The 22,565-nt window shown below is 40.6% G+C and carries 19 protein-coding genes and 2 tRNA genes; 17 read left to right on the top strand and 4 right to left on the bottom strand.

The features are described from left to right. The 5 genes from uxuA (at position 1) to RV00_RS09415 (ending at position 5,891) form a co-directional block, all read left to right on the top strand. Positions 1 to 1,068, top strand: a complete 1,068-nt coding sequence (gene uxuA / locus RV00_RS09435) for a mannonate dehydratase (protein WP_071862352.1) — start codon at positions 1 to 3, stop codon at positions 1,066 to 1,068. Between the two features lie 62 nt (positions 1,069 to 1,130). Beyond that, entirely contained in the window at positions 1,131 to 2,546 is a 1,416-nt protein-coding gene (uxaC, locus tag RV00_RS09430; RefSeq protein WP_071862351.1) for a glucuronate isomerase, read from the top strand. Between the two features lie 20 nt (positions 2,547 to 2,566). After that, positions 2,567 to 4,087, top strand: coding sequence for an MFS transporter (locus tag RV00_RS09425; RefSeq protein ID WP_071862350.1), 1,521 nt, complete (start codon positions 2,567 to 2,569; stop codon positions 4,085 to 4,087). A 154-nt stretch (positions 4,088 to 4,241) separates the two neighbouring features. Next, complete coding sequence (locus RV00_RS09420; protein ID WP_071862349.1) at positions 4,242 to 4,886, top strand: bifunctional 4-hydroxy-2-oxoglutarate aldolase/2-dehydro-3-deoxy-phosphogluconate aldolase; 645 nt, start codon at positions 4,242 to 4,244, stop codon at positions 4,884 to 4,886. Positions 4,887 to 4,892: 6 nt separating this feature from the next. Next, on the top strand, positions 4,893 to 5,891 hold the full coding sequence (locus RV00_RS09415) for a sugar kinase (RefSeq protein ID WP_071862348.1): 999 nt from the start codon (positions 4,893 to 4,895) through the stop codon (positions 5,889 to 5,891). Between the two features lie 82 nt (positions 5,892 to 5,973). Here the strand turns inward: RV00_RS09415 and RV00_RS09410 are convergent. Next, positions 5,974 to 6,046: transfer RNA gene (locus RV00_RS09410), tRNA-Thr, on the bottom strand. Between the two features lie 99 nt (positions 6,047 to 6,145). Then, on the bottom strand, positions 6,146 to 7,291 hold the full coding sequence (locus tag RV00_RS09405; RefSeq protein ID WP_071862347.1) for a serine hydrolase domain-containing protein: 1,146 nt from the start codon (positions 7,289 to 7,291) through the stop codon (positions 6,146 to 6,148). A gap of 74 nt (positions 7,292 to 7,365) precedes the next feature. Here RV00_RS09405 and RV00_RS09400 point away from each other — a divergent pair. From RV00_RS09400 to RV00_RS09375, 6 genes are all read left to right on the top strand, one after another. Further along, positions 7,366 to 7,439 (top strand) — tRNA-Asn (locus RV00_RS09400). 181 nt (positions 7,440 to 7,620) lie between these two features. Beyond that, positions 7,621 to 8,592 carry an acyltransferase family protein gene (locus RV00_RS09395; protein WP_071862346.1) on the top strand — a complete coding sequence of 324 codons (972 nt, stop codon included), beginning with the start codon at positions 7,621 to 7,623 and terminating at the stop codon, positions 8,590 to 8,592. A gap of 56 nt (positions 8,593 to 8,648) precedes the next feature. After that, positions 8,649 to 9,977 carry a C1 family peptidase gene (locus tag RV00_RS09390; protein WP_071862345.1) on the top strand — a complete coding sequence of 443 codons (1,329 nt, stop codon included), beginning with the start codon at positions 8,649 to 8,651 and terminating at the stop codon, positions 9,975 to 9,977. Positions 9,978 to 10,094: 117 nt separating this feature from the next. Then, positions 10,095 to 10,880: a tyrosine-protein phosphatase gene (locus RV00_RS09385; protein WP_071862344.1), complete on the top strand. Its 786-nt coding sequence runs from the start codon at positions 10,095 to 10,097 to the stop codon at positions 10,878 to 10,880. A gap of 12 nt (positions 10,881 to 10,892) precedes the next feature. Then, positions 10,893 to 11,726 (top strand): fructosamine kinase family protein, encoded by an 834-nt coding sequence (locus tag RV00_RS09380; RefSeq protein WP_071862343.1) that lies wholly within the window; start codon positions 10,893 to 10,895, stop codon positions 11,724 to 11,726. An 80-nt stretch (positions 11,727 to 11,806) separates the two neighbouring features. Further along, a complete protein-coding gene (locus RV00_RS09375; protein WP_071862342.1) occupies positions 11,807 to 12,541 on the top strand; it encodes an acyl-[acyl-carrier-protein] thioesterase in 735 nt (244 codons plus the stop codon). Between the two features lie 156 nt (positions 12,542 to 12,697). Here the strand turns inward: RV00_RS09375 and RV00_RS09370 are convergent, their stop codons facing one another. Further along, entirely contained in the window at positions 12,698 to 13,672 is a 975-nt protein-coding gene (locus RV00_RS09370) for an asparaginase (RefSeq protein ID WP_071862341.1), read from the bottom strand. 89 nt (positions 13,673 to 13,761) lie between these two features. On the opposite strand from RV00_RS09370, the gene RV00_RS09365 reads away from it, so the two are divergent. The 3 genes from RV00_RS09365 to RV00_RS09355 are packed head-to-tail and all read left to right on the top strand — an operon-like array spanning position 13,762 to position 15,970. Further along, positions 13,762 to 14,592 carry a DUF72 domain-containing protein gene (locus RV00_RS09365; RefSeq protein ID WP_071862340.1) on the top strand — a complete coding sequence of 277 codons (831 nt, stop codon included), beginning with the start codon at positions 13,762 to 13,764 and terminating at the stop codon, positions 14,590 to 14,592. A gap of 13 nt (positions 14,593 to 14,605) precedes the next feature. Next, positions 14,606 to 15,442, top strand: coding sequence for a Cof-type HAD-IIB family hydrolase (locus tag RV00_RS09360; protein ID WP_071862339.1), 837 nt, complete (start codon positions 14,606 to 14,608; stop codon positions 15,440 to 15,442). Between the two features lie 15 nt (positions 15,443 to 15,457). Further along, the gene (locus tag RV00_RS09355; RefSeq protein WP_071862338.1) at positions 15,458 to 15,970 is read left to right on the top strand and encodes a pyrophosphohydrolase domain-containing protein; all 513 of its coding nucleotides are present in this window, start codon (positions 15,458 to 15,460) and stop codon (positions 15,968 to 15,970) included. 124 nt (positions 15,971 to 16,094) lie between these two features. Here RV00_RS09355 and RV00_RS09350 read toward each other — a convergent pair whose 3' ends face one another. Then, positions 16,095 to 17,447, bottom strand: coding sequence for an aspartate kinase (locus RV00_RS09350; protein ID WP_071862337.1), 1,353 nt, complete (start codon positions 17,445 to 17,447; stop codon positions 16,095 to 16,097). 312 nt (positions 17,448 to 17,759) lie between these two features. Between RV00_RS09350 and RV00_RS09345 the strand changes: the two genes are divergently transcribed. From RV00_RS09345 to thiI, 3 genes are all read left to right on the top strand, one after another. Then, positions 17,760 to 19,481 carry a septation ring formation regulator EzrA gene (locus RV00_RS09345; RefSeq protein WP_071862336.1) on the top strand — a complete coding sequence of 574 codons (1,722 nt, stop codon included), beginning with the start codon at positions 17,760 to 17,762 and terminating at the stop codon, positions 19,479 to 19,481. 428 nt (positions 19,482 to 19,909) lie between these two features. After that, a complete protein-coding gene (locus tag RV00_RS09340) occupies positions 19,910 to 21,052 on the top strand; it encodes a cysteine desulfurase family protein (protein ID WP_071862335.1) in 1,143 nt (380 codons plus the stop codon). Positions 21,053 to 21,296: 244 nt separating this feature from the next. After that, the gene (gene thiI, locus RV00_RS09330) at positions 21,297 to 22,505 is read left to right on the top strand and encodes a tRNA uracil 4-sulfurtransferase ThiI (protein ID WP_071862333.1); all 1,209 of its coding nucleotides are present in this window, start codon (positions 21,297 to 21,299) and stop codon (positions 22,503 to 22,505) included. Positions 22,506 to 22,565 lie beyond the last annotated feature (60 nt).

The raw sequence follows: 22,565 nt of genomic DNA, 5'->3' as shown, positions 1-22,565 counted from the left end.
ATGGAAATGACCTTTAGATGGTATGGTGCAAACGAGGAAAAAATCAAATTAGAAGAAATTCGTCAAATTCCTGCAATGAAGGGAATCGTCGGTACGCTGATGGATATTCCAGTTGGTGAAGTTTGGCCGAAAGAACGTATCAAAGCTTTGAAAGAAGAAATCGAAGCGGCGGGCTTAACTCTTAAAGTAATTGAGAGTGTGAATGTCCATGACGATATTAAAATTGGTCTGCCAAGTCGCGATCAATATATTGAAAACTACAAGCAAACGATTCGTAATTTAGCGGAATTTGGAATTGAAGTAATTTGTTACAACTTTATGCCGGTCTTTGATTGGGTAAAATCTGATTTAGACTATCGCTTAGAAGACGGGTCATCTACTTTGGCCTATGTAGCTGCTGATATTCCTGAAGATCCAGAAGAAATTATCAAAAAAGTAGAAAATTCTAGTAATGAGTTTGAGCTACCTGGTTGGGAACCAGAGCGTTTGTCACAGGTAAAGGCATTATTCGAAGCTTATAAAGATGTTGATGAAGCGAAATTGCGAGAAAACTTTGCTTACTTCTTAAAAGCGATCATTCCAACTTGTGAAGAAGTCGGTGTAAAAATGGCTGTCCATCCGGATGATCCGCCATACTCAATCTTCGGATTACCAAGAATTGTAAAAAATCGTGAAGACTTAGATTGGTTATGTAACGTCGTAGACAGCCCATACAATGGAATTACTTTATGTACTGGAAGTATTGCTGAAGATCCAGCGAATGATGTTTATGCGATCATGGCGGAATTTTGTAAAAGAGATCGTATTCCATTTGCGCATGTTCGAAATATCAAGTTTATCCAAGATAAAGATTTTTATGAAGCACCACATAAATCAGAATATGGTTCATTAGACATGTTCAAAATTTTAAAGGCGATGCATGACAATGGTTTTGATGGCTATATCCGTCCCGATCATGGCCGCATGATCTGGGGAGAAACAGGAAGACCAGGCTATGGCTTATATGATCGCGCACTAGGTGCTGTTTATTTAAATGGAATTTGGGAAGCTTTAGAAAAAGCTAACTAGTCATTCTTCTCAAGGCAGTTCAACTGCCTTGAGAAAATATAAAGAAAAGGAAGCGCTTTGACATGTTTTTAGATAATAATTTTCTATTAGAAAATGAATGGGGACAAAAACTGTTTAACGATTATGCAAAAGATCAACCGATTATTGACTACCACTGTCATTTAGAACCACAGGCGATTTTAGAAAATCAACAATACAGTAATCTGACTCAGCTTTGGTTAAATGATAAAGGTGCAGGCGATCATTATAAATGGCGTTTGATGCGGGCAAATGGAGTTGAGGAGTCTTTAATTAGTGGGAACGGCGATGACTACGAAAAATTCTTAGCCTTTGTAAAAACAATCGAAAAGGCACCGGGCAACCCTATTTATGAATGGTCACATTTAGAGTTGCGTCGATACTTCGGTATTGAACTGACTATTACAGAAAAGAACGCACCTGAAATTTGGAGTTTAGCCAATCAGAAAATTCAAACGGATGCTTATCGGCCAAAACAATTACTAGAAATGATGAAGGTTAAAGCTGTTTGTACGACGGACGATCCAGCGGATTCATTGAAATACCATGAAGCCTTAGCAAAAGAGAATAATTCATTTAAAGTATTGCCAACGTTCAGACCTGACAATACTTGGACTATCACAGATAAGAACTACAAGGATTATATTGAAAAACTAGCCGCAGCCGCTGGTCAAACAATTAAGACTTTTACTGATTTGAAGGCAGCTTTATCTGCCAGAGTTGCTTATTTCCATGAAAAGGGTGGGCGGTTAGCTGACCAAGGCTTAAATACTTATTTTTATCATGGCGCTTCAACAGAAGAATTGGACCACATTTTGGCAAGAGCTTTACAAGGAGAAACGGCATTTACTTCAACCGAGATAGCTGCGTTCACGACGGCCATCCAATTACATTTGATGGAGGAATACACTAAGCATAACTGGACTATGCAAATGCATATGAATGCGTTGAGAAATGATTCGTCTAAAATGAAACGTGAAATTGGTATCAATGTCGGTGGGGACTCGATGGGTGATCAAATATCATTAACGTCTAACCTAGTTTCGCTGTTCAGTGAAGCAGAAGAACAAAGTGTATTGCCAAAGACAATTCTATATTCTTTAAACCCTAATGATTGGTTACCATTAGCAACAGCTATGCAAAGTTTCCAAGGTGGCATGGTTCAAAAACTTCAATTGGGATGTGCTTGGTGGTTTAACGATACATGTGAGGGAATGCGCAATCAAATCACTACGATGGCTCAACAAAGTCTACTTGCGAACTTTACTGGTATGCTAACAGATTCTCGCAGCTTTTTAAGCTATCCTCGACACGAATATTTCCGTCGCGTCCTTTGTCAATTACTTGGCGAGTGGGTAGACCAAGGAAGAATTCCAGCAGATGAAGAATATCTAGGAAATATTGTTAAAGCGATTTGTTACGACAATGCGCGCCAATATTTTGGCTTTTTCGAAAGTTAGAAAGACAGGGGAGAACGTAGATGAGTAAAAAAAGCAATTGGGTCTATCAACCAAAAAAAATCACTGTTGGTCGAGGAATTGGCTACGGTTTGACAGATTTAATGGGAGGCGGCTGGAACAATATCGTTTCAGGAGTAATATTCGCTTTTGTCTTGAGTCAGGGGATTAATCCAGCATTTGCTGGAGCAATCACTGGGATTGGTCGAATCGTGGATGCGCTATTTTCATTATTCTTTGGGGCTATCACAGATGGTTTCTATAAAACAAAGCTAGGTCAGCGATTTGGTCGTAGACACTTCTTCATTTTATTAGGCGGCATTTTCTTTACCATTTTATTCCCGCTGTTTTGGGTAAGAGCAGATAATTGGGTCTATTACTTAGTTATTTACGTGGCGATTGAATTAGCAATCGCGATGATCCTAATTCCTTGGGAAACATTGCCAACAGAAATGACTGATGATTATAAGTTACGAACGATCCTATCTGGTTCACGGATGTTTATCTCTGCGAGTGGAACAGCGATTGTATTTCTTGTTTTAGCCGCATTACAACATATGCAAAATCCAAATGCTTATTTGATCACAGGGATTATTTGGACGATTATTTTCGTGGTTGCCATTTTCATTTCTTACCGTACTACTTGGGAACGTCCATTGACGCCAGAATTTATTGCTGAATTAGAAAGCCGCCCTAGATTAACTTTGGGCCAATTTGTTAAGAAGACGGTTGAAGATTATTTTTCAACGTTCAAAAACAAAGCATTTCGCAAGCATTTAGCGATTTATCTGCTTTCGTTTACTGGGAAAGATTTTTATTCAACCATGTTACCAACATTTATTATTTGTTGTATTCATGGTGTGAAGGCAGATACACCGTGGACACTTCAAGCATTATCAATTTTTGGAATTGTTTCAACGCTAGTAGCAGCAAAACTGATGCTTACTCATGGACCGAAGTTCTTGTTTACAATTAGTTATACTACGATTATTATAACGATGGTTGGCTACTTCTTGACTTGGGCTTTGCATGTTCAGAATGCTTTCTGGGTCTTGATTATCATTTCAATTTTTTACCAATGTGCACGGGCTATTTTGGAATTTACTCCTTGGAATGTATTCCCATTTATCCCAGACGTAGATCGGGTAATGACACGTGGAGACAGAGCAGGGATCTACGCCGCAGTAATGACTTTCTTCAGAAAATCAACAGGAGCTTTTGCTTCATGGATTGCTGGGATTTTGTTAGCAGAGATTGGGTTTAATTCAAAAACAATGACGAGTCTTGTTAACACCCCGCAACATATCCAAACAGGAATTGCTTTGATTTTCTTTGTTGCTCCAGTGGTTCTAATCTTGTTAGCTTTATTGATGTCCTTTACCTTCAAATTGAATCGTCAAACACATGAAGTTTTGAAACATGAGATTGACCGTTTAGAAGCGGGGGGTTCAAAGGCAGATGTTACACCACAAGCGAAAGAAGTGGTGGAAGAATTAACTGGTCATCCGTATGAACAAGCATGGCCGGATGAACCTATGATTTAAAAAAGTGTTTACTGGAGGTGTGACCGAGTTTGGGTACATCTCCTTATTCACGAATAAACGAGGTATCTAAAGCGGTTTTGCCAGAATAAATCTAAAATGGGTGAAGCCAGCTGCTTTTCCATAAACATGTTTTTATAGAAAGAGAGATAATAAAATGAAAAAAATGATGAATTTAGCTAAATTAGAAAAAACTGGAGTAATCGCGGTTGTTCGCGGTGCGACAAAAGAAGAAGCGATCAAAGCCAGTGAGGCCTTAATCGCTGGTGGCGTAACAGGGATTGAGTTAACTTTCACGGTTCCACAAGCAGATGAAACCATCAAGGAGTTAGTTGAAAGTTACCAAGATCAGCCCGATGTAATTATTGGTGCAGGAACTGTCTTGGATGCTACTACGGCTCGCTTGGCGATCATGGCCGGGGCCGAATTTGTAGTTAGCCCATATTTCGATGTGGAAACGGCAAAAATTTGTAATTTGTATCAAATCCCATACTTACCTGGTTGTATGACGATCACAGAAATGAAAGAGGCACTGAAATATGGTGCTGATATTATTAAACTTTTCCCTGGCAGCGCCTTTGGTCCAAGTATTGTCAAAGCTTTCAAAGCCCCACTACCACAATTAAATATTATGCCAACTGGCGGGGTGAGTCTAGCTAATATGGAAGAATGGTTTGAAGCTGGCGTAGTCGCAGTTGGAGTGGGCGGGAATTTATTAGCTCCAGCCGCAATGGGTGATTTTGCAGCAGTCACTGAAATGGCAAAGCAATATATGGATAAATTCCATTCAATTAAGGGGTAATTTTGTATGGCAAAAGTGGTAACACTAGGTGAAATCATGCTTCGCCTTTCAACAAGAGCGGGGACCAGGTTGCAACGTTCAGAAAGTTTATTTGCTCATTATGGAGGCGGCGAAGCGAATGTTGCCGTTTCCTTAGCAAATTATGGTCACGAAGTTTATTTTGCAAGTAAGATCCCAGACAATTCTCTAGGAAGTGGGGTAGTCGAACATCTTCGTCGTTCAAATGTTTCTACCAAATTTTTACTAAAAGGCGGGGAACGCTTGGGCACTTATTACGTGGAAAGTGGTATTGGGGAACGCTCATCAAAAGTTTTATATGATCGTGCTTATTCAAGTTTTGCTCAAATTACTGAAAATGAGTGGGCTGAGCTAGGTCTTTTTGAAGGAGTTGATATTTTCCACGTTTCGGGAATTACTCCTGCTTTATCAAGTAGTTGGCGAGCATTAACTTTAGAATTAATTACCACTGCTAAAAAGGCTGGCTGTAAGATAAGCTTTGATATCAATTTTCGTAGCAAGCTTTGGACGCAGAAAGAAGCCGCTGAAACTTTGCAGGTAATCTTACCAAAGGTTGATTATTGTTCTGCTGGGAAATTAGACGCGCTCTATTTGATGGGGATCGAGGAAAAAGAACAAGCGGATCTTATGTATTATTATGAAAAAATCCAAGCGTTGTATCCTAATTTGACAGCAATCTATTCAACAAAACGGGTAGTTCATTCGTCAGACGTAAATGATTTAACCGGAACTTTATGGTTGGATAAACAATACTTCGAATCAAAGATGCATGAATTAGATTTTATTATTGATCGTGTGGGTGGCGGAGACGCCTTTGCTGGAGGAATCTTACATGCTTTATTGACAATGAGCAATGGTCAAGACATGGTTGATTTTGCAACGGCTGCGGCCGCCTTGAAGCACACCGTTTATGGAGATGATAATCAATTTAGCGCTATAGAAGTTGAGGAATTTATGAATTCTAATTCCAGTAAAATTATTCGTTGATTAAAACGATATCCTTTAAAGGTATAAAAAAGAACAATCGGTAACACTCTAGATGCAGTGTTACCGATTGTTCTTTTTTTTAAGCCACCTGTCGGGCTTGAACCGACGACCTCTTCCTTACCATGGAAACGCTCTACCAGCTGAGCTAAGGCGGCATAGTTATTTAATACAAGATATAGAATAACGAAGTGACGGCTATTTGTCAACTATTGAGAAGGAAAAAATCCGAATGAATAAGGATTAAACCAAGTCGCTTAGGAAGCAGCCGCGACTTGGTAATAAAGTTGTTGCGCGAACCCATTGAAACTGTTCTTTTGAGTCCAAACATTGGATAATAAGATGATTCCGGTTTGTCCATCCTTGGAAAAATTCGCGATGGTTTCAAATCGTGCTTTGATACCACGACCATGCATATTATCTTTCATTGTGTAAATCCCACCAGCGTATTCTTCACCAGGATAAGTTCTCCAAAGTTCTGCTCGGTCTTGGGTAGTTAAAAAACGATCATTGTAAAATGCTTGATAATAGTGATACAAATCTTCGGCAGACATAAAAACATTTCCGGTTCCTAATTCATCAGCGTAAGAGCTGGCAGTCGTATTACTGTAAAGAGGTCCTAAAGGCGAGACTGAATAGGAAAGAGCTTGTTTTTTATTTTTTGTGGAGTAAAAGCTGGTTTCTGTCAGCTTCATTGGCTTGATGATCTCTTTTTCAAAGAGTGCTTGATAATTGGTTTGGTAAACTTGCTCTAAGATACCAGCTAACAAGACGTAGTTAACAGGTTGATAGGAGTAGCTGGCGTTTTTAGCGACCGTTGTCTGTTTGACTGTCTCGGCTAAAATTTCTTTTGGATCTAAGGTGTTTAATGCCGCGATTTTCTTTTCATCGATTCGTAAACCGGAACTCATATTTAGCATATCCTTAATCGAGATGATTTCGCTATTGGGAATTTGTGGATAGAAATCACTGAGCTTTTCGTCTAAAAATAATTTGCCAGATTTGACTGCTTGCATGATCAAGTAGGCGGTTTGACCTTTTTGGACGGAACCGATGCAATATTGTGTCGAGACGGTATTGTAGATTTTTTTAGTTTGATCTTGCCAACCGTAGGCTTTATTTAGAATAATTTTGCCATGCCGGAAAACTAGAACCGTTCCGCTAAAATTTTTCTTCAATAGCTTTTGTTCAATCGAAGCCGAGATTGCGTTTTTTGGTTCAATTGTCTGCTTGTCCGTAGTTTCTGCCACTTTTGGTTGAGAAACGATCGTTGTTTCAACTGCTTTTTGTTGGTTGTATTTCAGGTAAAGTCCGCCGATACCTATTAATAAAAGCAGTAAGCAAAACAGCAGTGGAAGTTTCCGGCTTGCTGCCGTTTTTTTTCGATGCAGTCCTTTTGGCATAAAAATTCTCCTGACAAATTGCTAGATTATGATTGCGCGTTTAATTAAAAATTGCTATTATTATTAAGTATTCTTCCGGCATAGCTCAGTTGGTAGTAGCGCATGACTGTTAATCATGATGTCGTAGGTTCGAGTCCTACTGCCGGAGTAACTAGAGGTGATCATTCGATCATCTCTCTTTTTTTACACCTAATTCATGAAGAAATTGTGAAAAAAAGAGTGAGATACGAAGGAAAGATTGAGGAAAGCATGACCTTTTTTTTAAACTTGGGCAATCCCTTTGAAGTATGAAAAAATCCTCGATATACTAGTTGATGAGGAGGGATACGATGGAAAAACGCGATGCCTATTTTGACAACGCCAAACTTTTCTTGATGATCTTAGTAGTTTTTGGTCATTTCTTACAACCCTTTATCAATGACCATGCTTTTTATAATGATCTTTACTACTTTATTTTTACTTTTCATATGCCAGCCTTCATTTTGATTTCTGGCTATTTTGCTAAGAGTGGACCAAAGCCAGTCAGTAAATTGGTGAAGAAATTACTGCTGCCGTATATTTTTTTCCAACTCGTTTATTCAGGCTATTATACGTTGATTGGTCTGCAGGATTCCTTCAGTATGGAACTGGGAACGCCGCAATGGTCCTTGTGGTTTTTACTGAGTCTCTTTTGCTGGAATCTGTTGCTGCATCTGACTCGCCGTTTTTCGGTCAAGCAAGTAGTAATCGGCAGTGTGATCGTCGCGGTCTTGGTAGGCTATTTTCCGATTTTTGATCGCTTTTTAGCGATGCAACGGACGCTGACCTTTTTCCCATACTTTATGGTTGGTTATTGGTTGCCGAAAACTTCTATCGAGAAGGTGAAGCAGTATCCGAAAAAATGGCTGGCACCCATTTTATTTGGCGGTTTGTTTCTGTTTATTCAAGGCAACGATCTGATCAATAAATATTGGGTCTTTGGGTCGAAACCCTATCAAGATTATTTGAATCAGCCGTTATTGGGCGGCCCCCAACGTTTGATTTTTTTCGCGGCAGGACTGATTGGAATTACCGCCTTCTTACTTTTAGTACCAAAACGCCGGTATTTCTTTTCTCATTGGGGAAAAAATACGCTGACGGTTTATCTGCTCCACGGTTTTTTAGTCAAAGGTCTACGAGCCTTAGATTTCGACATTGAAATTAATACGTTGGAAGTAGTGCTTTTATTTGCTGCTAGCACCTTACTGACGGTTCTGCTTTCAAGCAAACGCTTCGGTAGCTGGGTCGCTAAAGGCAAGCAAGCCTTACAGCCGAGTTTGTAAACTAATTGTCTCTTTGCCTCATTAAGCGTAAAATGGGTGCAAGGAGGCGTTTTTTTATGTCAAAAATTGAAAATGAACGTACACAAGCTTTTCGAGAAGCTTTTGCAAAAAATTCTAAACAAGTTGCCTTGCAACGAGGAGTCGTTAAAAACGGTATCCGGGCCTCTGCTGAAAATGTGCAGACCCATGTAGAAAATACGCCGGTCTTTTCCATTGATCTTGCTACCGGAAAAGTTGCCAATCAAAAACAATCAGGTCGCTGCTGGATGTTCGCGGCGTTGAATACTTTCCGTCATAAACTATTGACTACCTTCCAGTTGAAGGACTTTGAGCTTTCGCAAAATTACACCTTCTTTTGGGATAAGTATGAAAAAGCGAATTATTTCTACGAAAATATTCTTGCAACGGCGGAACAACCTACGGCAAGCCGTGAGGTAGCCTTCTTAATGCAAACACCGCAACAAGATGGCGGACAATGGGATATGATCGTGTCATTGTTTCAAAAATATGGTGTCGTGCCAAAAGCGGTAATGCCAGAAAGCAGCAGCAGCTCAAATTCTCGCGATCTAAACAATTACTTGAATAAATTATTACGCAAGCATGCGGTCCTGCTACGCCAAATGGTGGCTGAAGAAGCGACGGCTGAAGAAATTCAAGCCAATCGTGAAGCGATGCTGCAAGAGGTTTACAATCTGTTAGCAATCTCGTTAGGCACTCCGCCGGAAGTCTTTGATTTTGAATACCGTGATGAAGAAAAAAATTATCACTTGGATCAAGAACTAACACCGCAAAGCTTTTACGAAAAATATGTTGGGGTGAACTTAGAGGATTACGTCAGTATTATCAATGCACCAACAGCGGACAAACCCTTTATGCGCTCCTACACTGTCGATATGCTAGGCAATGTAGTGGATGGCAAGCAAGTGAAGTATTTGAACCTTGAAATGGAAGACTTCAAGGCCTTGGCTGTCAAACAGTTAGAACAAGGCGAATCGGTTTGGTTTGGTTGTGATGTTGGTCAATCATCCACAAGAGACAGTGGGATCATGGCGTTAGACGCCTATGATGTGGAAGATTTGTTTGATGTGGACCTGACCATGACTAAGGCGGAACGTTTGGATTACGGTGAAAGTATGATGACTCACGCGATGGTCTTGACAGGTGTTGATATCATCAACGAACAAGCTAAGAAATGGAAAGTTGAAAATAGCTGGGGCGAAAAAGTCGGTGACAAAGGCTTCTTCGTTATGAGCGACGAATGGATGGATGAATACACCTATCAAATCGTTGTTCGCAAGGAATTTTTAACACCGGAGCAGTTGTCGGCTTTTGAAGCAGAGCCAACTGTTTTAGCACCGTGGGACCCAATGGGGGCATTAGCTTAAGCAGGAAGGGTCTGAAGCACTTGTGCTTCAGATCCTTTTTAAATTCGTGCTTTCGGAACCGAAAAAGCGTTTTCTTTGAGGTTGTGCTATACTTTTAGCAAAAAGGAGGTTGGTATGATGACAAAACATTTAGCTGTCCAACACGCGGAGAATATGCGAGAGCTTGGCGGATATGAGACAAAGGACGGACGCAAAATTGCACCAAAAAAATTAATCCGTTCAGCCAACATCAATCATTTAGACGAAGAGGATAAAACCTATTTAAGCAATTATGGAATCAAAAAGGTGGTTGATTTTCGTTCGTTGGAAGAACGGACGTCACAGCCAGATCAAGATATTCCAGAGGCGGAGAATATCTTCTTACCTATTTTTCCGATTGAAGAAACAGAGACAGCCTCTGCTTCTCCGAAAAAAATGTTGTCGCGCATGCAGGATGGCGAAGCTGCCTTCCAGCAAATGATTGATGTCTATACCCATTTTGTCACTGACGCGCATGTGCGGAAACAATACCGGAAGTTCTTTGACTTAGTGCTGGGAAATACTGGCGAAGCCGAAAGTCTACTATTCCATTGTACTGCCGGCAAAGATCGGACTGGCTTTGGAGCGATGCTATTATTGGAAGGTTTAGGAGTAGATACCGATACCGTGATGAAGGATTATCTGGCAACTAACCGCTATTTGAAGAAGGTTGTTCAAGAAATGTACAAAAAAGCGGAGCACGCAGGCGTTTCAGCCAATGCGTTGCATGGCATCGAAGATATGATGACAGCCAAAGAAGCGTATTTGCAAACGAGTTTTGATCAAATCAAAGAACACTATGGAAGCGTCTCAGAATTTATTCAAAAAGGCATCGGTGTGACTCAAGGAGAAATGAACGATTTACAAAAAATATACTTGTTGTAAGGAGTTGACGAGATGGAAACGTTGCTGAAGTATTTGAAGTTGCAAGAAAAAGCAGTGCCAATTGCAGGCGGAGATATTAATCAAGCTTTTCGCGTTACCGATGGACAGCAAGACTATTTTTTGAAATATCATCCTCAAATGACGGCCGATTTCTTTCAAGCTGAAGTAGACGGATTGGCTGAGTTAGCTAAAGTCGTTCGAGTGCCGCAAGTACATGAAAATGGTTCCTTTGAAGACGCTGCTTATCTTTTGATGGAGTGGATCGAACCTGGAGAAGGGGACCAAAAGGACTTGGCGAAAGATTTAGGCCGTATCCATCACGTAAAGGCTGATCAATTTGGCTATGCAGCCGATAATTTTATGGGCTTATTGCCGCAGCGCAACACCTTGTTAGATAATTGGTGGGATTTTTATTTTACCAATCGTTTGGAGGTGCAGATTCAATTAGCCAATGATCGAAATCGTTGGACGAAGCGTCGCGAAGAAAATTATCAGCGTTTCAAAAAGTGGGTCTATCAGCAGTGGGGCGATATGACCGTTGAACCAACGCTGCTCCACGGTGATTTTTGGAGTGGCAATACGTTTTTTGATACGAAAGGACAGCCGATATTTGTTGATCCAGCCGTCTCGTATGGTCATCGAGAAATGGATATCGCTATGTCACAGCTTTTTGGCGGGTTCCGACAAGAGTTTATCGATGCCTATCAGGAGACATTTCCGATGCGAGCAGGTTGGCAAGATCGGATTTTGATTTATCAGTTATACTATTTATTGGTTCATTTAAATATTTTTGGTGAGAGCTATGGCGATGCGGTGGATCGTGTCTTAGCTTTAGGCCAAGTCTAATTGTTGTGCTATTATTTAAAAGCAGCAAATAAGTTTCGTACAAATGAATGTATAGGTACGAAATAGCAGGAGGAAAGGTATTGGGAAAGAGATATACCATTGAACACGAAGTTGCCTATTATGAATGTGACATCAATCAAAATATCACATTTCCGGCATTACTAAGTATTGCCATTAAAGCATCCTCGGATCAAAGCGATGAATTAAATCGAGGAACGGACTTCATTAATACACTAGGAATTACTTGGGTGATCACCCAGACAGAAGTAACGATTCAACGTCTGCCGCAAGTGGGAGAACAGATTCGGATCGTGACTGAACCGACTGAATTTAATCGATTCTTTTGTTATCGCAGCTATTGGGTTTATGATGCCAAAGATGAAGAGTTAGTGAAGATAGACATGTCCTTTGTCTTAATGGATATTGAAAATCGGAAGATGAGTAGCGTGGATGCAGACCTAATGGCGCCTTATGAATCGCCTCAGGTGAAAAAAATTCGCCGCTGGCCGAAGATCGAAAAGGTCGAAGGGGAACAAAAACAACTGTATCATGTGCGCTATTATGATCTCGACAGTAATCATCACGTAAACAATGCGATGTATTTCAACTGGCTGATCGATGTTTTAGGCTATGATTTCATGACGAAGCACCAGCCGACCTATGTCAATGTGAAATTTGATAAAGAAGTGCTGTATGGCAACGACATCGAAAGTTTTTATGAAATTATTGAAGCAGAGGAAGTAAAGACGCGGCATGAGATTCGTTTAGGTGAACAGCTTGCTTGCGAAGCGAATATTTTATGGAAAAAAAGTTGAATCGAGGGCCAGAACGCCTCTTCTAAAAGCTAGACTTTTAGAAGAGCAGAGCTGCTCGATCCAACTTTTTTTATTTTTAAAGGAGTATAACTGTTCTATAATTAAGAACGTTGAAATGGCAGTTTTAGTGATGGCCAGTTTATTCGTTAAGCCTTTCTACTCTTCCATAAATTGTTTTAGTTCGGCTTGATTCAAATGGGCATTCAAAGCGATCAATAATTTTATCCGGGCCTTTTGGCTATTGATCCCGTTACAGAAAATCACACCGTGCTGAGCTAACTCGACACCGCCGCCATGATAATCATAGACCGGTTCGGCAATTCCATTGAAGCAGCGAGAAACCAAGACAACCGGTAACCCTTTTTCTAATAAATGATAAAAAGGCGGCAAGGTTTGAGGAGGCAAATTCCCAGCACCTAAGGCTTCTACAACCAGCCCATCGACTTTAATTCCTTGATCTAGTAATTCAAAGAAATCTCCTTGCATCCCGGCAAAGACTTTTATGATAGGGATCAGGGCGTCAAAGCTTTCAATGTCATAATGAGTGGCTTTTGGTAATTCTTGTTTGAACAAAATTTTTGATTTTGTTACCAAGCCGATTGGTCCTAATGTTGGTGTTCTAAAGGTAGCGACATTTGTCGTATGGGTTTTAGTCACGTAGCGGGCACTGTGGACTTCATCATTCATCACGACTAAGACCCCTTTGTCACGAGCACTATCTGAAGCGGCAACCCGAATCGCACATTCAAAATTGTATAAACCGTCACTGCCCAGTTCATTGATGGAGCGCATCGCTCCAGTCAAGATAATGGGTAATAAATCGCCAATGGTGACTTCCAAAAAATAGGCAGTCTCTTCCAAGGTGTCGGTCCCATGAGTAATCACGACACTGTCGATACCGGCTGCTTTGGCGGCCTTGATCCGTTCTTTTACCTTGAACATGGTTTCAACGGTAATATGAGGGGAAGGCAGATTTGAAAAATCTTCGACGATCAATTCAATCTCTGCTGGTAATCGCAATTCTTGGCCAGCAGCTAGTAAAGGATTTTTTTTATCTGGACGTACTGCACCGTCAGCATCCTGACTCATTGAGATCGTCCCACCGGTGTGTAAAATCAAAATCCGTTTCATTTTCATTACTCCATTCGTTAGTTGCGCATTCTCACAACTTTTTTGCTATGCTTATTGTATACTAAGGAGCAAAGAGAGGCTAGGATACTATGATTCGAATTGGATTAACTTCTTTTAATGAACACAGCAGCTTGACCGGCAAGAAAAGCTCTTCGTTATATGAATATGCCGGCTACTTGCCTTTAGTGGAATTAGATACGAATTATTACGGGATTACCCGAAAAAGTACCGTCGAAAATTGGCTGACGCAAGTTCCGTCAGACTTTCGCTTTGTGGTGAAGCTCTATTCGGGATTTACCGGACAAAGCAAATGGCAAGACAGCTATGGTTCACTGACTGAGTTGCAGACGCATTTTTTAGAGACGATGGCGCCGATGATTGAAAGCAATAAATTATTTTGTTTCTTAGCGCAGTTTCCTGCTCAATTTAAATGTACAAAAGAAAATGTCGCCTACTTAGAAACGTTGCGAAATTTATTTCCAGACTTACCGGTGGCGGTGGAATTAAGAGATTACAGCTGGTATAGCGAAGAATTCGTTACTAAGACCCATAAACTGATGGAAAAATTGGCTTTCAGCTTAGTGATGGTGGATGAGCCGCAACTACCAGATACCGTTCCTCTGGATACGACCGTCACTAATTCAGACTTCAGCTTGTTTCGTTTTCACGGCAGAAACCAAGCCTACTGGAACGACCGGACAGGCGATTGGCGAAAGAAACGGACACTTTATCGTTACACTGCCGCTGAGTTGGAAACATTGGCGGAAAAAATTAAAAGGGTGGATCAGGCTTCTAATCAAGTAGGTATCATCTTTAACAATAATTCTGGTGGCGATGCCGCGGATAATGCTTTACAATTAAAAAAAATCTTGGATTTAAACTATGAAGGATTGAATCCAAGTCAAATGGACTTATTTTAAATGAGGGGACACTATGATAAAAGCTATTTTTTTTGATATTGACGGGACATTGATCACCAGTGATTCAAAGGTTCTTACTAGCACGAGAGAAGCGATTCAAGCGGCGCAAGAGCGTGGTATTCTCTGCGGTATCGCTACAGGGAGAGGTCCAGTCAAAATTGAAGAGCGGATCGATCAGTTGCCGCTGGACATGTTCGTGACGTATAATGGCCAATTGGTGTATACAAGAGATCAAACGATTTATCAACGTCCATTTTCTAAAGAGGTATTGCAAAAAATCGTTGATTTCGCCGATGACGAACATCGTCAGATTATTTTTGGTGCTCGCGACCGGATGGATGGCAGCCACTTAATGAAGTGGTCACAAAATAAATTATTAAAAAAAATCGCTGCTTGGATGCCGACTTGGTTCCCTGTTAAAACAACGCGTAAATTATTGCAGTCCTTCAGTCCCAATCGGAAAAAGGGCCGTTACAAAAAATTGTCGATCTTACAAGAACCGATTTATCAATGTGTGCTCTTCAGCGCCGAGACCGAAGCAGCAAAATTGCGGCGGCTATTACCTGAGTGTTCTTTTCAACGCTCCAATCCTTACGCCGTTGATATTGTGCCTAAAAATGGTTCGAAGTATCAAGGAATTTTAAAATATACCGAAGCGGTTGGGATTAAACTTGAAGAAGTGATCGTTTTTGGCGATCATTACAATGATATGGAAATGATCCAAAAAGCCGGAATCGGTGTTGCGATGGGTAATGGTCTGGCTGAAGTCAAACAAGCGGCCGATTATGTCACTGCGACGAATGAGCATGATGGTATTTATCAAGCGTTAAAGCATTTTGAAATAATTTAGAAATGAGCAAAGAAAATGACAAAAGAACCGTATCAAATGGCCCGTGAATTTCATCAAACCTTTGAACCACAGCCGCCAGTAACACCCCAAGCTTTTTCAACTGAACGCGGAAGCTTTCGCGCGGGCTTCAAAGTAGAAGAAATCGTTGAATTTTTATATGGTACAGCAGAAGGCAACACTGTCAAATTTGAAGAGCTGGTAACCGAGCTGCATAAAAGTGTTGACCAGGCCAAAGCAAAGGTTTTGGAAAAAGCTGAACCGGTAGAAGATCCGTTGGTGGCGCAAGTCGATGCCTTAACCGATTTATTATACTTTACCTATGGCTCCTTCGCCTTAATCGGTGTCGATCCTAAACCAATCTTCGAAATCGTGCATCAAGCGAATATGGGTAAAGTTTTCCCTGATGGCAAGCCCCGCTATCATCCCGTGACGAACAAGGTAATGAAGCCTGATAATTGGCAGGCTGACTTTGCACCAGAATCCTTAATCAAAAAAGAATTAGACAAACAAAAAGGAAAAGCTCAATAACAATGAGCTTTTCCTTTTTGTCAGTTTTTCTTAACACTTCAGCGTATTAGAAAAATGGTATGCGTGGAGAAAATTGAATCCGTACAGAAGAACTAGCTGGCAGCTTTTTCTTTGACTATATCTATTAGTCAAAGAAGGTATAGTAAAGCGAGCGTACTGCTAAGCGTTCTTGTTCACTGCGGATTGTAAAGATAATGCTGCGTTCATCGGCCCCTTGGGAAATCATCCGCAAATTGACATTCTTGCGAGCTAAGGCAGCGGTACTATCGGAGGTGGTACCGGGCCGTTCCCGCATACCTTCACCAACTAAAGCTACGACAGATAAGCCGTGTTCAATGGATAAATGGTCGGGCTGGATTTCTTCTTCGATCCGTTTCATTAACGCTGCTTCAGTATCACGAGTTAACTGGCGCTCACGTAAAATGATGGAGATATCATCAATCCCCGAAGGCATATGTTCAAAACCGATATGCAGATCCTCTAAAATTTGGAGAATGCGGCGCACGATTCCCACTTCCCGGTTTAATAAATATTTTCCGACAGTGATCCCGCAAAAACCATCGTCACTGGCAACACCAACGACCTCGTTCCGACTTTTATTTTCAAAGGATTTTTGGATCAAGGTTCCCTGGCATTCCGGATTATTGGTGTTTTTAATGATCACCGGAATTTTTGCTTTGTAAGAAGGCATCAATGCTTCATCATGAAAGACAGTGAAGCCGGCATAGGTCAGTTCGCGGATTTCACGGTAAGTCGCGTACTCGATCAGTTCTGGTTCGTGAATGTATTTTGGACTGGCAGCATAAATACCGTCCACATCGGTAAAGTTTTCATAGAGATCAACTTGCATCCCAGCAGCCACGATGGAGCCGGTGATGTCTGATCCGCCGCGTGAAAATGTGCAGACGTGCCCATCTTCGGTATAGCCAAAAAAGCCAGGAATGATCAAAATTTCTTCAGAATCCCGCCATTGATACATTTTTTCGTAGGATTTTTCAAGAATGCGGGCATTTTGAGGTTCGTTGGAAACTAGGATGCCTAATTCTTTTGGATTAATATAGCGGGCATTTACGCCGCTTTTTTGAAAACAGGCCGCAATTAGCTGAGCATTTAAATTCTCACCGCTGGCTAAGAAACTATCTAAAGCGTAAGGGTCCGTTTCATCAAAATTTTCTTGCAGAGCTTTTAGTTCTGCGTAAAAAGGTTTTTCTATGCTTTCTTCTACCTGAAACTCTGTGGCTATTTCGGTGTAACGTGAGACGATCTTACGAATGACTTCTTCAGCAGGCTGTTTGTACAAGACAGCATTGTAAAATTGAATTAATAAGTCGGTGACTTTTTTGTCTTTATTGTTTCGCTTTCCCGGAGCAGAAACAACCACGAAGCGGCGACTGTTGTCGGCAGTAACGATGGCTAAGACCTTTTTTAGTTGTTCAGCTGAAGCAACAGAGCTTCCGCCAAATTTAATTACTTTCACGTTAATCACCTCTCGTTTTAATGTTTTTCTAATATTAGCGGAAAACCCGTACAATTTCAAGAGGCTTTCTGTCATCGTTTGGTAGAAAAAAAGATAAAATTACACTTTTCTTAATTTTATTACATTGAAGCGATTTTTAAAAAATGCTAATATGAGGAGTGGTTGTGCAAAAAAATCATCGTATTTACAAAGTACATAGTGAAGAGAAAAGTCTTTTGTGTTATAATCTACGTTAGATGTTTTTGCCAAAAAACTGAAAATAAATGCACCATTAAATAAAATTAATCTTGATCGCTGAAAGGAAAATCATACATGGGAAGTAATGTAATCATAGGGATTGTTATCGGTTTGGTCGTGTTGGCCGCCGTTTTATACTTGATTGGTTATCTGATGAAGAAAAAAAATCAAGATCGTTTAAAAGAACTTGATAAAAGAAAAGAAGCGTTATTCGATCTTCCTGTCGTGGAAGAAGTCGACGAAGTGAAAAAAATGCATCTCGTCGGTCAAAGTCAAAATACTTTCCGTGAATGGAATCAGAAATGGACCGATGTTTCGACGAAATCTTTTGCTGAATTGGAAAGCCAAATTTTTGAAGTTGAAAGTCAAAATGAGACCTTCCGTTTCATGAAAGGCAAATCAGCCATCGAAAGTGCTGAACGCACGATGACGGAGATGGAAGAAGAAGTCGAAGGCATTCGGACTGGCTTAAAAGAGTTACGTGAAACAGAAGAACGTAATTCATTAGCAGTTCAACAAGCGTTAGATGTGTTTGAAGAATTAAAAACAGACTTAAAAGAAAAGAAAGACAATTTTGGTCCAGCCTTACCAGAGATTCAAAAGCAGGTCAAAAATGTTGAAATCGAATTTACTCAATTCGTAACCTTGAATACTTCAGGTGATCCCATCGAAGCACGAGAAGTGTTAGATGACGCTGAAAAGCATACCTATGAAGTGCAAGCAATGATGCAAAAAGTTCCAGCTCTTTATGAAGACTTAGACAAAACATTCCCTAGCCAAATTGATGAACTTGAAAAGACCCACAAAAAAATGATGGCTGATGACTTTGTCTTGCCAGAAGATAATTTCGAAGAACGTTTAGGACAAGTCAAAAAACATGTCGAACGCTCATTGGAAGATCTAGAAAAAATCGAGCTAGGTACAGTGGAAACAGCCAACAAAGAAACAGCGGAGCTAATCGATGATTTATATACAACATTAGAAAAAGAATTTGAAGCGAAAAAATATGTCTTAACAAATCGCAAAACGATCGGTGAATACATTTCGCACGCATCTCGCAACAATCATCAGCTGATGGTAGAGTTAGATCATACGTCACAAAGCTATGCCCTAAACAATAACGAATTAGGTCGCGCTCGCGGGTTCCAAACCGAGATCGAAGAGTTAGAACGCCGCAACCGCAACATGGAACCACAAATCGATAAACATGAATTGCCTTACTCAGAAGTTCAAGTCTTTTATAAAGATGCCTTCAAAGTCTTAGACGATATCGAAACTAAACAAGTTGAGATCGATGAAGATTTACACGAGTTACGCAAAGGGGAGAAAGAAGCCTCTGAAAAAATCGAGAAATACGAATTCCGTTTACGTAATCTAAAGCGTTACGTGGAACAACAACGTTTACCAGGCTTACCAGGGGATTACTTAGAATTCTTCTTCGTGGCAACAGATCGTGTAGAAGAATTAAGCAAGTCATTAAACAAAATTCGTATCAATATGCAGGACATCAACAAATTGGTCAGCCTTTGTGATGAAGATATAGAATTATTAGATCAAAAGACTTATGACTTAGTTGATGCCGCAGCGTTGACTGAACAAATGATGCAATATGCTAATCGTTACCGTCATACTCACCCTGACATCAAGGTGGCGATCGATAACAGCTTGGAATTATTCAACAAAGAATACCGTTATCAAGACGCCTTAGATGAAATCGGTACGGCTTTGGAACGTGTAGAGCCAGGCGCTTTCAAACGCATTGAAGATTTCTATTTTAATAACCGAGATTTAGTCTAAGCTGAGCAAAATGCTCAGCTTTTTTTTGCGAGTTCCACTTCACGCTTCAGCGTGATTAGTGGAATCGTATGCGAAACGACGATTAAAACATTTTTCGTGTTTTTGAAAAAGGTACTCTTTGTTATGGAGGTAGCTGCTAGTTTTTCTAGCGACTTTAGCAGGTTAGAAAAATCGTATGCGAAACGACAATTAACCCATTTTTCATGCTTTTGAAAAATGGGTTCTTTACTGCGGAGTTAGCTGTCAGTCCATCTTCATTCTTTAGCGTGATTAGTGAAATTGTATGTTCTGAGAAAACAAAAAATTTTTCCATCAATCACCACAATCTCCATTTGGTATTTAAGAAAACTATCTATTTGTAAGGAATACTTGAAGACTTCCAGTATACCCGCTATAATAGGAAAGAATTTTTGAAGGAAGGTCAGAGAATGATTTATTTTGATAATAGTGCAACAACTGCGATTTATCCGTTAGCACTTGATACATATGTTAAAACTAGCCAACGTATTATCGGCAACCCCTCTAGTCTTCATGATTTAGGGACACAAGCGAATCGTTTGCTGCAACAGGCTCGCAAGCAAATCGCCGAGCTTTTAGAGGTACAAGCCAATGAGATTTTCTTTACCAGTGGTGGTACGGAAGGCGATAATTGGGTCTTGAAAGGCACTGCTATCACAAAACGTGAATATGGCAATCATATTATTATTTCTAGCGTTGAACATCCAGCGGTCAGCCGCACGGCCAATCAATTGAAAGAACTGGGATTTGAAGTAAGTATTGCTCCAGTTGATAAGAAAGGCTTTGTAAAAGTCGAGGAACTAGCTGCGTTGATTCGTCCAGAAACGATTCTTGTCTCCGTGATGGGTGTCAACAATGAAATGGGAGCAATCCAGCCGATTGAAGCAATTAGTGAGGTTTTAGCGGACTATCCGACGATTCATTTTCATGTGGATGCGGTCCAAGCAATCGGAAAAGTTGATCAAGCGCAATGGTTAACTCCACGGGTGGACTTCGCAACTTTCTCAGCCCATAAATTTCATGGCCCTCGAGGAGTCGGGTTTATTTATTGGAAAGCTGGAAAAAAATTAGCACCACTTTTAAATGGTGGTGGACAAGAAAGCGGCCAACGAGCTACGACCGAAAATGTGCCGGGAATCGTTGCCATGAGCCGCGCTTTACGGATGCATTTAGAAAAACAAGCCGAACGTCCAAATCATACAAAGATTATCCGTCAGTATTTGAAAGAAGCTTTAGCTAGTTATGATAAGGTGACGATTTTTTCAGGTGACGAGAACTTTGCGCCGCATATTTTGACTTTTGGAATCAAAGGTATTCGCGGTGAGGTTTTAGTCCATGCCTTGGAAGAAAAACAAATTTTTGTTTCGACAACCAGTGCCTGCTCGAGCCGTAAAAAAGTTGATAGTTCGACTTTGCATGCGATGAATGTGCCTCATGATGTAGCGACAACGGCCGTTCGTGTCAGCTTAGACGAAGCCAATACGATGGCGGAGGCCGAACAATTCATGGTCGTCTTCAACCATCTGTATGATAAATTTTCAAAAATTAATTAGGGAATTCCATACGGTTGGAGAATTGAACTTATTTTTCCGAACTTGGAAAAATAAATTCAATAATACGAACAAGGATTTCAGTTCAGCTTTTTGCAGAATCAATTTTAAGCAGCTCTCAACAAGGGCTCTAAAAGCGATAATCGAAGAAGAAAGTATAGCTGAATGATATACGGCTTGAGAATAAAACTTATTTTTCCTTAACTTAGGAAAAATAAATACAATAATACGAAAAAGGAGAATCATCTTGCAATATACTGAAATTATGGTGCGTTATGGCGAATTGTCGACGAAGGGCAAAAATCGTCGCAGCTTCATTATGCAGCTGGCGCAAAATGTCCGCGGAGCGCTAATGGAATTTCCTGGCTTGAAAATTCACGCGGATCGCGACCGAATGCATATCTTATTAAATGGTGAAGATAGCAGTTTGGTGCTGCCAAAATTAAAAAAAGTTTTTGGTATTCAAACTTTTTCACCCAGCATTCAAGTAGAAAAAAATCTTGAAGCTTTGAAACAAATGACTCAACAAATCATGGAAGAAATCTACACAGGCAAAGAAACCTTCAAGATTACCGCCAAACGCAGCGACCATGATTTTGAATTAGATAGCCATGGCTTGCAACAATATTTAGGCGATGCAGTAATGGATGTTTGTCCAGAAATCAAGGCTCAAATGAAACGGCCAGATATTAATTTACGGGTTGAGATTCGCCGCGACAGTGCTTATCTATCTTATGAGACGCTCAAAGGGGCTGGCGGGTTGCCTGTAGGTACGAGTGGTAAAGGAATGCTGATGCTTTCTGGTGGGATCGATTCACCGGTAGCAGGTTATTTAGCGATGAAACGAGGCGTTGAGATTGAAGCCGTTCATTTTGCTAGTCCACCTTACACAAGTGAACAAGCCTTGCAAAAAGCCAAAGATTTAACTGAAAAGTTAACACCATACGTTGGGGGCATCCAATTTATCGAAGTACCATTTACCGAGATTCAAGAAGAAATCAAGAAACGCAGTCCTCAAGGCTATTGGATGACGCTGACTCGTCGGATGATGTTGCGTTTGACAGATGCGATTCGGGAAAGGCGTCACGGGTTGGTGATCATCAACGGTGAATCACTTGGGCAAGTGGCTTCTCAAACGCTTCATAGTATGGTAGCGATCAATGAAGTGACTACGACGCCAATTATTCGACCAGTCGTAACGATGGATAAGACAGAGATCATCGAGCTGGCTGAAAAGATTGACACATTTGAATTAGCGATTCAGCCCTTTGAAGATTGTTGTACGATTTTTGCACCGCCGCAACCAAAGACGCGTCCAAATTTGGAAAAAGTTCTGGAGTTGGAAGAACGGTTTGATATTGAAGGCATGATGGCTCGTTGCTTAGCGGGGCTGAAAGTTGAAGAAATTACACCGCAGCAAAGCGGAAAAAAGGAAGAATTTGCTGACTTATTATAATTAAAAAAGAGCAAGAAATCGAAATCGATTTCTTGCTCTTTTGCAACATTTGGCGCTTTT

The sequence above is a fragment of the Enterococcus devriesei genome (assembly GCF_001885905.1).
Lineage (GTDB): Bacteria > Bacillota > Bacilli > Lactobacillales > Enterococcaceae > Enterococcus_A > Enterococcus_A devriesei.
This window is presented reverse-complemented; position numbering and strand designations above follow the sequence as displayed.